General features: G+C 30.5%; 11 protein-coding genes. 7 read left to right on the forward strand and 4 right to left on the reverse strand.

Going from position 1 to position 13,825, the window contains the following annotated elements; translation table 11 throughout:
- Positions 1-49: 49 nt before the first annotated feature.
- The 4 genes from BLW23_RS00085 to mtaB form a co-directional block, all read right to left on the reverse strand.
- Positions 50-955, reverse strand: coding sequence for a lytic transglycosylase domain-containing protein (locus tag BLW23_RS00085; protein ID WP_093667223.1), 906 nt, complete (start codon positions 953-955; stop codon positions 50-52).
- 30 nt (positions 956-985) lie between these two features.
- Positions 986-1,651, reverse strand: coding sequence for an alpha/beta hydrolase family protein (locus BLW23_RS00090; RefSeq protein WP_093667224.1), 666 nt, complete (start codon positions 1,649-1,651; stop codon positions 986-988).
- Complete coding sequence (locus BLW23_RS00095; RefSeq protein ID WP_093667225.1) at positions 1,651-2,421, reverse strand: DUF6438 domain-containing protein; 771 nt, start codon at positions 2,419-2,421, stop codon at positions 1,651-1,653. Before BLW23_RS00095 ends, BLW23_RS00090 begins: the two co-directional genes overlap by 1 nt.
- A 170-nt stretch (positions 2,422-2,591) precedes the next feature.
- Positions 2,592-3,911, reverse strand: coding sequence for a tRNA (N(6)-L-threonylcarbamoyladenosine(37)-C(2))-methylthiotransferase MtaB (gene mtaB, locus BLW23_RS00100; RefSeq protein ID WP_093667226.1), 1,320 nt, complete (start codon positions 3,909-3,911; stop codon positions 2,592-2,594).
- A 137-nt stretch (positions 3,912-4,048) separates the two neighbouring features.
- On the opposite strand from mtaB, the gene BLW23_RS00105 reads away from it, so the two are divergent.
- The 7 genes from BLW23_RS00105 to BLW23_RS00135 all read left to right on the forward strand — a co-directional run bounded on the left by BLW23_RS00105 (position 4,049) and on the right by BLW23_RS00135 (position 13,514).
- Positions 4,049-4,549: a GNAT family N-acetyltransferase gene (locus tag BLW23_RS00105; protein WP_093667227.1), complete on the forward strand. Its 501-nt coding sequence runs from the start codon at positions 4,049-4,051 to the stop codon at positions 4,547-4,549.
- An 11-nt stretch (positions 4,550-4,560) separates the two neighbouring features.
- A complete protein-coding gene (locus BLW23_RS00110) occupies positions 4,561-5,070 on the forward strand; it encodes a DUF4442 domain-containing protein (protein ID WP_093667228.1) in 510 nt (169 codons plus the stop codon).
- A 49-nt stretch (positions 5,071-5,119) separates the two neighbouring features.
- On the forward strand, positions 5,120-6,757 hold the full coding sequence (locus BLW23_RS00115) for an ABC transporter substrate-binding protein (protein WP_093668391.1): 1,638 nt from the start codon (positions 5,120-5,122) through the stop codon (positions 6,755-6,757).
- 855 nt (positions 6,758-7,612) lie between these two features.
- Positions 7,613-9,034: an aspartate aminotransferase family protein gene (locus BLW23_RS00120; protein ID WP_093667229.1), complete on the forward strand. Its 1,422-nt coding sequence runs from the start codon at positions 7,613-7,615 to the stop codon at positions 9,032-9,034.
- 513 nt (positions 9,035-9,547) lie between these two features.
- Positions 9,548-10,891: an aspartate kinase gene (locus tag BLW23_RS00125; RefSeq protein ID WP_093667230.1), complete on the forward strand. Its 1,344-nt coding sequence runs from the start codon at positions 9,548-9,550 to the stop codon at positions 10,889-10,891.
- 124 nt (positions 10,892-11,015) lie between these two features.
- Positions 11,016-11,759, forward strand: coding sequence for a thioesterase II family protein (locus tag BLW23_RS00130; RefSeq protein ID WP_093667231.1), 744 nt, complete (start codon positions 11,016-11,018; stop codon positions 11,757-11,759).
- A 90-nt stretch (positions 11,760-11,849) separates the two neighbouring features.
- A complete protein-coding gene (locus tag BLW23_RS00135) occupies positions 11,850-13,514 on the forward strand; it encodes an ATP-binding cassette domain-containing protein (protein ID WP_093667232.1) in 1,665 nt (554 codons plus the stop codon).
- The last annotated feature ends 311 nt before the right edge of the window (positions 13,515-13,825 follow it).

Consider the following 13,825-nt stretch of genomic DNA (forward strand, 5'->3'; position numbering starts at 1 on the left):
AGGATATACAAATTGATTCGTATAAAGGTCTAAACTTTATAATTAGTATTTATTGATTCGCAGGAATTTTTATATAATATTGCTTCCTACTCTTATTATTTAGTTTTGTTTCTCTCAACCAAGGATTTGCCAATTTTAGCTCCTTATAGGTTACCCCAAAATGCTTCGCAAAACTAGGAATATTTGTAATGGCCGAATCTACAGGTACTTCATATGATTTTATTGGTTGATACAAATCTTCTTGATTGAAAACGAAACCATATTTTTTTGGATTTGAAATAATCTCTTTTAAAGCAAGAATTCTAAAGACGTATCTCGATGTTTCTTCATTTAATAGTAAGTCGAAATAGTCCGATACTTGCTGTTCTTTTAATCGTCTTGACACCCTTCCCTCTCCGGCATTATATGCGGCAGCTGCTAAGGTCCAAGATCCAAACCTTCTTTTTGATTTTTTTAAATATTTAGCGGCTATTTCAGTAGCTTTTTCAAGGTGATATCGTTCGTCAACATTATTATTTACCTCAAGTCCATATTGTCTTGCAGTTCCTTTTAAAAATTGCCAAAATCCAGCGGCTCCAGCGTATGATTTAACATTCATTAAACCGCTTTCGGCTAAAGCAAGATATTTAAAGTCATCAGGTAAGCCATACTTTTCCAATAAAGGTTCAATTATAGGGAAATACTTATGCGCTCTTTTAATCAACAAAAGCCCATTAGATTGCCAGTATGTGTTAACTAAAAGCTCTCTATCCATCCGTTCTCTAATATCCTGTCTTTTAATAGGTATTTTTTCTCCTGCTAAATTCATGTTAGGAGGTAGTTTTACCGCTTTGATTTCGTAGTTTTCAGCTACATTTTTAACAGTTGGTTCATTCTCTTTACTAATCGTATTAACAAGTAGGGTTGCAGCACATGTTATGGCTACTATAGGTAATAATCGTAATACTTTATTCATAATTGCTTTCTCTTTTAACTGTTATATGACCTAATTTAACAAAAAACATTCCGTTTCTAAAATTTTCGAGATAGTTTTTGCTTTGTTAAGTATCATTATATGTGTTCCTTGTTCAATAATTTGGGCTCCTTTAATGTTTTTAAGCGGGAATATTTCGTCATTATCACCATGAATATGAGTTATATAAGGAAGTGTTTCGCTTTGTGCCCAATGCAAAACATTAAAAATAGCCCATTGTAAATATGTTTTATCTCTTACAGATAAATATATTTTGTACAATTCGGCTCGTTTCTTTAGATAATCACTAAAAAAGTATTGTTCATACTTTTCAATATTTGAAATGATTTTTGAAGGAAACAGTTTATAAGCTTTTGTTATTTGTGCCAATTTAAGCCTGTTAGGAAGCTCTTGATTATTCTTAATACTTGAAATAATAATAACTTTATTAAAAGAGATATGTTTACTCATTTCTTGTACCATTATCCCTCCAAACGAAACTCCAACAAGTATTGGGTTTTCATGTTGAATTTTTTTACACATTCGTTGAGCATAGTCTTGAATGGGTTCGTTTGCGTTTGCCGGTAATATCCAGTCTAAAAATATTAATTCAAAATGTTCTTCCGGAAGCGAAATATGCTCGAAGATTTTAGTGTTAGCTGCAAGGCCAGGTACAAAATAAATAGGAATTTTAGTCATTATTCTAAAAACTTTCTTTTATATAACAGGTCGCCTATGTATTCATGAACTTCTATTAGTTCATCAGGTAAATCCTTCCAAAGACGAATTTTTACTTGTTTGTTGTTGTATGTAATATACGTGCTAGCTAAATCCATAATCTCTGGATCGTCATAAACGTTTTTAAAATTATTAAAGTCTTTTTTATCTAGCTTGTTTTTTAACGTTTTTAACTCATTTTCCGATAGCTTAAATGTTTGTATGCCTTCTTCTTTAACATATTGAATGCCATTAAAAACGAGATTCCCGTTTTTATCAATGGTTACTTCATATACAGGACAATCACCAAAGCATGCAGTTTTACTCAATGTTATCAATATCTTTTCTTCTTCGATAATAGCATTGTCAATGGCTCCTTCTTCATTTTTTGAAACCAATTTGAATGCACCTGATTCTTTTAAGCGTTGAATCCAGGTTTGACGATCTGTATCAGGAAGTGTAACAACCCCTATTTTGGTTACTTTAGAGTCGTAATTAGAGTCTTTCCATTGGAGGCTACTGTTTTTTAGTAAACTTAGAGCTTCATCGCTATTCTGAGCATACTTTAAGACAACAACTAATTCTTTGGAGTAATCTTTTACGGGAACGACGGTTTTCTCTACTTTAATATCTTCTTCTTCCGTTGCCTTTATAACTTCTTCAACGGGAGCGGGTATTTCTTTTTTCTTTTCTTTTTTTGGTGAGTCACATGACAGAACCAATAGTAATGTAAAGAATAAAATGTATTTCATAATGTTTATTTTTTTTGTTAGATAAAACACTTTAAAAATACACTATTTTTCAAGAAAATTGAATGTGAATATTGTAAAAGAGAGAAGAATTAATGAAATATATTTTATTGATAATGAGAATTAAAACAAGAAACGAACAATTTTAAATATACGATTGTTCGTTTTTTATTTTATGAACAAAAATCGAATCTTACAATTCCATCTTCGTCTATTTTCGTTAATGTAATTTGCTGTAAAGTATTCACAAATTCTGGGTTCCATGGAGTTTTAACTTTTACATAGTTTTGAGTAAACCCATAAATATATCCTTCTTTATTTTCATTTTCAAATAAAACTGTTAAGGTATTACCTAATTGACTTTCATAAAAAGCTCTTCGTTTTTTAACGGAAAGTCCACGAAGCATTTTACTTCTTTTAGAACGAATATTTTTGGGCACAACATCGCTCATATCAACCGCTTCTGTGTTAGGTCGTTCAGAATATGTAAATACATGTAGGTACGAAATGTCTAGTTCACTTAAATAATTATAAGTTTCTAAAAATAACTCATCCGTTTCTCCAGGAAAACCAACAATCACGTCAACACCGATACAGGCATTTGGCATTACTTCTTTAATTTTAGAAACTCTATTGGTGTATATTCTTTTTAAATAACGACGTTTCATTCTTTTCAGAAGAATATCGCTACCTGATTGCAATGGAATATGAAAGTGAGGTACAAATATGTTGGAGTTAGCAACAAACTCAATGGTTTCATCTTTTAATAAGTTTGGTTCTATGGAAGAAATTCGTAATCGGTGGATTCCTTTTACTTCATCTAAAGCTTGAACAAGTTCAAAGAAGGTATGCTCATGTTTTTTGTTTCCGAACTCTCCTTTCCCATAATCACCAATATTAACTCCTGTTAATACAATTTCTTTAATACCTTTTTCAGAAATTTCTTTTGCGTTTTTTAACACATTTTCTAAGGTGTCACTCCTTGATATTCCTCTAGCTAAAGGTATGGTACAGTAAGTACATTTATAATCACATCCATCTTGAACTTTAAGGAATGCTCTTGTTCTATCACCAATAGAATAAGAACCAACATAAAAATCTGCGTCTTCTATTTCACAGGAATGAACTTCACCAAATTCGTTTTTTGTAAGATCATTGATATAGCTTGTTACATTAAACTTTTCAGTAGCACCTAGAACTAAATCAACACCATCAACAGCAGCTAATTCTTCTGGTTTTAATTGGGCATAGCACCCAACTCCGATAATAAATGCTTGGTCGTTTTGTTTTAAAGCAGATTTTACGATGGTTTTAAATCTTTTATCTGCATTATCTGTTACAGAACAAGTATTGATAACATATACATCAGCTTTGTTGTCAAACTCAACGCGTTCGAAACCTTCATTGACAAAGTTTCTTGCAATTGTTGATGTTTCAGAAAAATTCAACTTACACCCAAGCGTATAAAAAGCTACTTTTTTATCTACATTCATTTCTCTATCCAAGGTTTACAAAAAACCGAAATTTTCATAATATGTATGGGAAGTACTCGCTTTACTGGTTAAAGTTTGTAAATTCGTCACTATAGTATGATTACGGCAAATTTTAAAAATGCAAAAGTACTTAATTTATGATAATTTTTGAAACAGAAAGATTAATTGTTAGAGAACTGATTCTTCATGATTTGGATAGTTTTCATGAGATGCAAAGTAATCCTAAAGTTATGCAGTATGCCGAAGGAGAAGTTAAAAGTTATGAAGAGCATAAGGTTGAACTTAAGCAGTTGATAGGGAAGTATAAAGAAAAAGGAAATGATTTTTGGATTTATGGCATTGAACGAAAAGAAGACAGTGCTTTTGTAGGAACTTTTGCATTGGTTAAAGATGGTGTGGACGATGAAATAGGGTATCGCTTTTTAGAAAAATATTGGAGGAATGGATATGCTTCGGAAATTTGTGAAGGATTAATTACCTATTGCCGATTAAAAGGTATAAAAAAGCTTGTGGGTTATGTTGTTGATAAAAATATAGCATCGGCAATCATTTTGAAAAAGTATCATTTTAAAATTGTGAAACAATTTATAAATGATGATATTGGATTGGCTGAAACGAAATACGAATTGATTTTATAAGAAAATAGCTTATGTATGCAGGATTGAATAATTTTTTCAAGAAATACTTCAAAGATAGTACGATATTTAGGTATGGATTTAATATTTCACCCATGTATCGAAGATCTACAGGAAGAATAAAATTTGTTTCTGATGATTTGCTAACCGTAAAGGTTGAAATTCCCATAAGTATCAAAAATAAAAACTACGTAGGGTCTATTTTTGGAGGTAGTTTATTTTCGGCAACAGATCCAATTTTTATGATTCAGTTGATTAATATTTTAGGGAAGGAATATGTGGTTTGGGATAAGAAAGCAACAATAAAGTTTAGACGGCCTGCTTTCTCAAGCGGTTTTGTTGATTTTGTTTTTACTGATCATGAAATTGAAACTATAAAGGAACGCGTAAAGATTGAAAAGGAGATAGATTTAGTAAAAGAGATAAAGATAACGGATAAAAGTGGTTCAGTAGTTTTTGCTGAGGTTTCTAAAACAATATACATTGCAAATAAACAGTATTATAAAAATAAGCGAAGAAATTAAATTGATTGTAGTAAAGCGGGTTTCTGGAATTATGAATGGGAACTTTATCATGAAAAATAGTAAGAATGATAGTGTTGTGAAAAGAGTATCTAAATTAATTTTAATTGTTTGTACACTATTGATTTTTTCATCATGTATGAAAACAAAAAGTAGTTATTCTGATATTGATGTTTTTCGTTATAATGAGCATTCTAACATAACCTCGTTAGATCCTGCTTTTGCAAAAGATCAACGAAATATTTGGGCTGTTAATCAGCTATTCAATGGATTGGTTCAGCTAGATGATAGTTTAAAGATTAGACCAGACATCGCAAAAGAATGGACTATTTCTGATGATGGGAAAACGTATGAGTTTAGCTTAAGGAAAGACGTGTTTTTTCATGAGCATGAAATATTTGGAGAAAATAAAACCAGAATAGTTAACGCTTCAGATTTCGAGTACTCATTTAATCGTTTGTTAGATCCAGATGTAGCGTCTCCTGGAGGTTGGGTATTACAAAATGTGGCTCAATTTAAGGCTAAAAACGATTCTGTTTTTACAGTAGATTTAAAGAAACCTTTTCCTCCTTTTTTAGGCTTATTAGCTATGAAATATTGCTCGGTAGTTCCTAAAGAAGCGGTGGATGCATTCGGAAGTAAGTTTCGTGAAAATCCCATAGGAACAGGCCCGTTCTATTTTAAGTTATGGATAGAAAACACCAAATTGGTTTTCCGTAGAAATGAAAATTATTTTGAAAAGGATTCAAAAGGAAATAAGCTACCGTATTTAGAGGCAGTTGCTATTACTTTTTTACCAGATAAACAAAGTGAGTTCTTGCAGTTTGTTCAGGGGAACATCGATTTTATGAAAAGCTTAGACGCATCTTATAAAGATGATATTTTAAATACTGATGGAAGTTTAAAGGGGAAGTACAGAGATAAGGTGAATATGTTAACTGGCTCCTATTTAAATACAGAGTATTTGGGAATTTACCTTGATGGAGATAAAAGTTTGGCTGTTAATTCTGTAGATATACGAAAGGCAATTAATTATGGTTTTGATCGTGAAAAAATGATTAAGTTTCTTAGAAACGGAATTGGTACTCCTGCAGTGAATGGGTTTATTCCAAGCGGATTACCTTCTTTCAATAAACAAGAAGGATATACTTATCAACCTGAAAAAGCAAGAGAACTTGTTGCTAAATACAAAAAGGAGACAGGGAAATCAGAGGTGGAAGTAACAATCACTACCAATAGTAATTATTTAGATTTATGTGAGTTTATTCAGCGAGAACTTCAAAAGATAGGTATTCAAACTAATGTTAATGTAATCCCTCCTTCAACTTTGCGTCAAGGAAAGGCAGGAGGAAAGCTTCCTGTTTTTAGAGCAAGTTGGATTGCTGATTATCCCGATGCCGAGAATTATCTTTCTTTATTTTATAGTAAGAATTTCATTCCTAACGGTCCTAATTATACACATTTTAAAAACGCCGAGTTCGATAAATTGTATGAGTTATCCATTCAAGAAGTTGAAATAGAAAAAAGATATAAGTTGTATCAGAAAATGGACAGTATCATTATTGATAACGCTCCAGTTATTCCCTTGTATTATGATGAGGTTATTCGATTCATGCAAAAGAGAGTTAAAGGACTTGGGATAAATCCAATTGATATGCTTCATTTAAAAAATGTTAGAAAGGAAAATTAATAATTGAAGCAATTCTTAGATTTGTTCGTTTCTTAAAATGTTTGATTTTATCATTTAATCTTCAAAATTACATATAAAAATTATGACGAAGTTTGGTGAAACTTAAGGTTAAGTTTTTAATCTTTTTTTTTGCTAAAAATATTGATAGTCCATTTAAATACTTAGTGTTCAGAGTGATTGGGTTTCTGTTATCCTTAACAATATTTTAAACTTTTGGTTTGGTACAAGGTACTTTTTTTATTAAATTGCGTTGCTTTTTAGAACTATTATAGTCTAAAATGAAAATATATACAAACAAAGCATACTCATGTAACTGAGAACGGCGAAGCCATACCCATCCCCCAAACAATCAATTATTTTTTTATGAATCGCAATAACAGATCGATTCTTTCATATGCCATTTTTTTGGTAGATAAAGAGGTATTAACGAATAGCCTAGAAAGCAGATTTATGATTTTTTTCACCTCTATAAAAAGTATTAAATAAAAAAATAATAGAATAATTTCTATATAAGTTTCCATGTATTCCCTCAACATAAAATTCTTTTAAAATCCTAATTATAAATATAAGTTGTAGTTAAGTCTACTCTAAATATTAATAATTGTATTGAAATCATCGTAAGAATGGATTCTTAGGAATAAACGTTATGTGTGCAGTTTTTGTATAAAGTAAACTCATAATATCAATCTAAAACCCAAATTCCTCTTGTTATATTAATAAGGAAAATAAGTAGTAATGCATCATTTTCCATTATTAAATTAAAACTAAAACCTTATTAATAAACCGCACTAAGTTTTAAGAACATTGTTTTTGAAGTTTAGAAGAGGTATTAATTAACTAACTAATTTTTTTACCATGAAAGAAACAGTAAATAAGTTTTCAAAATTTCACTTATCAGAATCTGCTAAAATTGTAGTAGAAAATGTACCAGGAGAACGTTCTAAAGAATTACTAGAGTTGCAAAAAGAAATTGAAGGAGCTGTGGTTTCCTATCCTAAAAGTATGCCTTTTGCAATTAAAAGAGCAAAAGGTGCTATTATAGAAGATGTTGATGGAAATCAGTTTATAGATTTATTCGCAGGATGCGGAGTAGTTAATGTAGGGCATTGTAATGAAGAAGTACTTTCATATGTTAAAGAACAGCAAGATCAACTAATTCATGCATTAGACTTTCCAACGGAAAATAAATTATCAGCAATACAAAAAATAATTAAAAACTTGCCTAAGGCAGTGCAAAATGATTACAAAGTAAGTTTTGGAGGGCCAACAGGTTCCGATGCTGTTGAAGCGGCAATTAAACTTGCTAAAATAAAAACGGGAAGAGATGGAATTATAGCATTTTCTGGAGGGTACCATGGTATGACATCGGCGGCTCTGGCAGTTACTGCTGACACTGCATTTAGAAAAACATTAACATCGTTAATTCCGAATGTACATTTTACACCTTTTACGTATCAGTATAGATGTCCTTCTAACGATGACGAGTTGGCATGTAAAAATTATGCAATTGATCGTTTAAAATTTTTATTAGAAAATAAACACTCAGGTATCGCTAAACCAGCGGCAATTATAGTTGAATCTATTCAAGGAGAAGGAGGAAACGTACCACCTGTAGCAGGTTTTTTAAATGAGTTGGTAGAAGTAGCTCATAGAAATGATGTTTTGGTCATTTTTGATGAAATTCAAAGTGGATTTTTTAGAACTGGTGAATTCTTGGCTTGCATGAATTATGGAGTAATGCCAGATATAATTACCTTATCTAAAGGTTTAGGAGGTGTCGGATTTCCAATATCAGCATTAGTTTATAAAAAAGAAATAGAAGCATGGGGACCAGGTGCTCATATTGGCACATTTAGAGCTAATCAGGTAAGTTTAGCCGCAGCAAATGGAGCTTTCGATTTTGTTGATAAATATGATGTAAAATCACACACTAAGGAAATGGGGAACTATTTTATGAACGGATTAAAAGAATTGGCAGAGGTATTTCCGCAAATTGGTGATATCAGAGGTAAAGGATTAATGATTGGGGTAGAGCTTGTTAAAGATCCGTTTACGAAAGCACCGTATCCGGAATTAATAAAGGAATTACGACAAACATGTTTACAGAGGGGGCTTTTATTTGAAGTAGGAGGACATTATAATAATGTTATTCGTATTGTACCACCGCTAACAATTACACCTACAATTATTGACAATGCTTTAGAAATTATAAAAGAATCACTTATTGAAATTTTATCAAAAGAAAAAGAACAACACTCACTTCCAGAAACAGTATAAAATAATTAAGTAGTAAGCATTTTTTGAGGAAAAAATAGTTTCACTGTCATAAATATAAATCAGTATTGTAATCAACATTAGAAAAAAGAGATTTCTCTAATTGTTAATGTGATTGATTACATAATCCTTAGCAGTTTTTTTAATAATAAGTATTTAAAACTATTAGATACTGAATTAATAAATCGAAAAATAAAAGAAAAATACTTTGATAATTTTTTAATTAAAGAAGAAAAACAACAAACCCGAATCGGGTACGATTATCATCATTTTTTATAAAATATAACCTTCAAAGAGGAGGAATGAAAGTAGGTGTAAGAGATATTAATCTTTCTTTAGAATAGAATGTTATCAATGAAGAGCCTATGTTAGTAGAGAGTATATCGGTGTTAAAAATAAATTTTGTAATAGATACACCGATGTCATGTTGCTGCAGCTGCAAAAGAATATGAAGTAAATTTTAAGGACATATCAATAGAATACTATTGAAAACCTTGTTTAAGAAAAATAATAAGAATGGAAGTTTTAAAATTTGGAGGGAGCTCTGTAAGTTCTGAAGTTTCTTTAAAAAACATGTTAAAGATTGTAAATAATTACGATCTAGAAAATGAACCTTTAATAATTGTAGTTTCTGCTTTAAAAGGGGTTACTAATGAGTTAGTTGCCTTAACAAAGTTGTTGAAAGATGGAGATCAAGAGTACGCGAAAGTAATCCGGACCATATTTGAAAAACACAAAGAGTTCATCAATATTATTTTTAAGGAAGAACAATCAGAGTTACTTAAAAAAATAAAACTTGTAGAGAATGATCTTTTAGAAAGTGTAAGTAATATTATAAAAAATGGGGTTACTTCTGATAAAGATTATGATAAGGTTTTAAGTTTTGGAGAGTTATTTTCAGCGCAAATTATTACAGCATTCCTTAATAAAAATCGACTAAATTTTTGTTTTAAGGATTCAAGAGATCTGATTATAACAAATAATGTTCATATGAAGGCGAAGGTAAATTGGGATTTAACAAGAACTGTTGTTAATTCTTTTTTCTCTGGAAATAAAAATAGTTATGTCGTATCTGGGTTTATTGCACGTTCTATTTATGGAGATACAACTACTTTAGGAAGAGGAGGGTCGGATTACACTGCTACGGTACTTGGAGCTATATTAAACGCAGAAAAAGTAACTAAGTGGACCGATGTTAATGGTATTATGACAGCTGATCCAAATAAAGTATTGGAAGCATCATCATTAGAGAATATTACATTTTCGGAACTTAAAAATTTATCAAAATTTGGTTCGAATGTTTTAGTACATCCAAACTCTATTGATGAACTGTCAAAACATAACATTCCCTTTTTAATTAGAAATACTTTTGATCGCGACTTCAAAGGCACGCAAGTAATCAATGAAAATAGCTCTAACAAAAAAGCTCTTTCATTACACGAATCTTGTTGTTTAGTTGGTTTTAATAATACAGCTAAAGTTCCCAAAGAATTTATCAAACAAATAATAGAGAAAGATTGGTTGTTTTTTAGAGTTAAAAGACCACAGTCTAAAGACAAAAGTTATTATGTAGTTTCTGAAGAGTGTGTTAACTTTTTTAAATCGAACATAAAAGCAAATAATAATGATGTCGATATCTTAAACGAGGAAATGGTTTTAATCACTATTACTGGAGAAAATATGGACAAGAAAAAGGAAGTAAATAAGATTCAGGAAAAATTAAAAAGTAATGACATTAATCTTATTGAATTTAGACGTTTTTATAATTCGATTTCATTAATACTCGATAATAAGGATTTAAAAAAGGCAGTAGTGTTGTTACACGAAGTAATAAAGAACGATGAAATACTTTTTGTATAGTAAACACTTTAGCTAAGGATACTCAAATAAACTACAGTAAGACAATAAAAAGATTAGTAAAAAGATAATTTCTTTAACAGCTTATAGAAAACATCTTAAAAATTAAATATCAATAAATGGACTAATGGATAAAGTAAGAATAATAGCAATTCCATTTGCTGGAGGAAACCGATATAGTTTTGGTGATATTGAAAAACATATAGTAAAAAAAATAGAGTGGATAACTCTAGAACTTCCTGGTAGAGGTGGACGATTTAAAGAAAGCCTTTTAACCAGTGTTGAAGAAATGGCCGATGATCTTTTTCAGAAGATAGTACCTCATATTTTAAAGGAAGGCGAATATATTATTTATGGTCATAGCTTAGGAACAATATTAGGCTATGAGCTAACAAGAAGAATAAGAAGCAAAGGATTAAAACAGCCTTCTTGTTTGTTTTTCACAGGAAGAGGAGCTCCAGGGTTTGAAAGATGTTCTAAAAAAAGATCTCATTTACCTAAAGATGAATTTTGGGAAGAAATTGATCAAATAGGAGGATTACCCAGTGATTTTTTCGAACATAAAGAATTGCTGGATTTGTATTATCCAATAATGAAGTCCGATTTTAAAGCTGTTGAAAATTACGAGTTTAAGGAAATGGACAAGCCTTTTTCAATGCCAATACATATTTGTATGGGAGAAGATGAAATAGGTGAAGAAGATGATGATAAAACACCTTTACCTAGCATGAAAGCATGGGCAAATGAGTCTACGGCCGTTTGTACATTTGAACTGTTAGACGGAGATCATTTCTTTATCCTAAATCATTCGAATACAATTGCCGATAAAATCTACAATGCCGCAGTTAGTGGTAAAGTTGTAGCTCATTAATAGAAGAATTTATACACTCAAATAACAATTACATATGATAAACTTAAAGAGTTTGTCATGTAAAACTAGAACAACTTAAAAATTATAAAATTGGAAAAATTAACTTTATTTAGCTTTTTTAAATTTAAGCTAGCCTTACCGATGCTTACTTTATTCACTATAATAAGTAGTTTATGGAGCATGGCTTTAATATCAATAATTAACAACAAAATATCTGGTGCGCCAATGCCATTTTTTGAAGGATATGATTGGCAAATTTTTATATTTGTAGCATTAACATCATTTGTATTTACCTATTATTTTAAACTTCATATCGTAAAAATAACCCTAAACTTTGGGAAAGATATGATGCTTAAAATCATCAATACACTTAGATTATCGGATTATGAATCTTATCTACGTTTGGGAGAGGCTAAAATTCGTACTGCAATGGAAGATATTGGAACTTTAGAAGATATTCCAGAAACATTTATCTCGCTTTTGAACGCTTTAGTTATGGCAATTGTAACTATCGCATATATGTTCTACTTGTATCCTCCAGGTGCTTTTATGATCATAGGAATTGTGGTTGTTTTAAGCTCAATTTATGCATATACTAGTTCAGTTATTGAAAAGAACATGGATGAAGAGAGAGATTTAGAAGATTCTTTTATGGATAATTACAATGATTTTATCCATGGATTCAATAAAATAAAAATGAGCACAAAAAGAAGTAATTCTATCTTTTTCAACTTTATGAAGAAAAATAGAGAAAGAGGAGTAAGTTTAATGATAAGATCTCAAAAGGCGGCTTTAGGAAATGATGTTTTGGGAGAATTTTCTTTTAATTTATTAATTGCCTCGATACTATTTATTATGCCAGTTGTCTTTACTGTGGATAGGGGAGTGATCAGTGGTTTTATGTTTGCTGTTTTATTTTTAATAGGACCTATAACAGCCTTGATTGGTTTGATTCCAGGAGTAATAGCTTTTAACATTGCAATTTCAAGGTTAAATAAATTTACAGAAATTACTACAAGTAAGTTTAACTACGAGAAACTGTCGAAAGACTTAAAAGATGACTTAGGAAGCTTTGAGAAGTTAACGATTAATGGGGTAACCTACGAATACCTTGATGAAAAAGAAGATAAAGTAAGCTTTACCCTCCAACCAGCGAGTATTGAGGTGAACAAAGGAGAGGTTATCTTTATTTATGGTGGAAATGGAAGTGGAAAAAGTACTTTTATAAATATACTATCTGGTTTATGTATTCAAAAATCTGGAGAAATTTTCTTTAATGATACTTTAATAACGAATGAAAATAGAAAATTTTATAGAGATAAACTATCATGTATTTTTTCTAATAACTATCTTTTTACTGAAAACTATGATGGGTTCGATTTAACCGAATCAAATGAAGAGTTTGTAGAATTGTTGAAAGAAATGAGATTAGATGAGGTGATCCGAAAAAATGAGGAAGAAAATAAAGTTCATCAGGATTTATCGAGTGGTCAAAAGAAAAGGCTGGCCTTGATATATGCATTACTAGAGGATAAAGATATCTTTGTTTTTGACGAATGGGCTGCCGAGCAAGATCCTGAATTTAGAAAGTATTTTTATCATAATATTATTCCTGGATTAAGAAGCAAAGGAAAAACTGTGATTGCTATAACACATGATGATGCTTATTATGAATATTGTGATCGATTAATCAAGTTCGATTACGGACATATGCATGAATTGGAGGAAAAAACATTAGGTATTCATAGTTTTTAAAAGTAAAAACGTTGAAATAACCTAAGAGCGACGTTTAATAATATTCAAACATATTAAATCGTTAATAATTAATTTCAAACAGTAATTACCTTTTTATTTTAACGAAATAAGCTCTAACTTATTTCAAAAAGATATTTACAGCTTAATAAATTACATACTACTATAATTTTCTATTCTGCCTGATCAAATCAGGTAGAATGGGAAAATTGTAATGCCCATCTTCAAGTAATTCTAGCTGTAACAGACACTCTTAACTTATTACTACAGTCTTTCCAAAAGGTGAATTTCTTGAAGCAAAAAACAATTTTAAA

Source organism: Tenacibaculum sp. MAR_2009_124 (assembly GCF_900105455.1).
Taxonomy (GTDB): Bacteria; Bacteroidota; Bacteroidia; order Flavobacteriales; family Flavobacteriaceae; genus Polaribacter.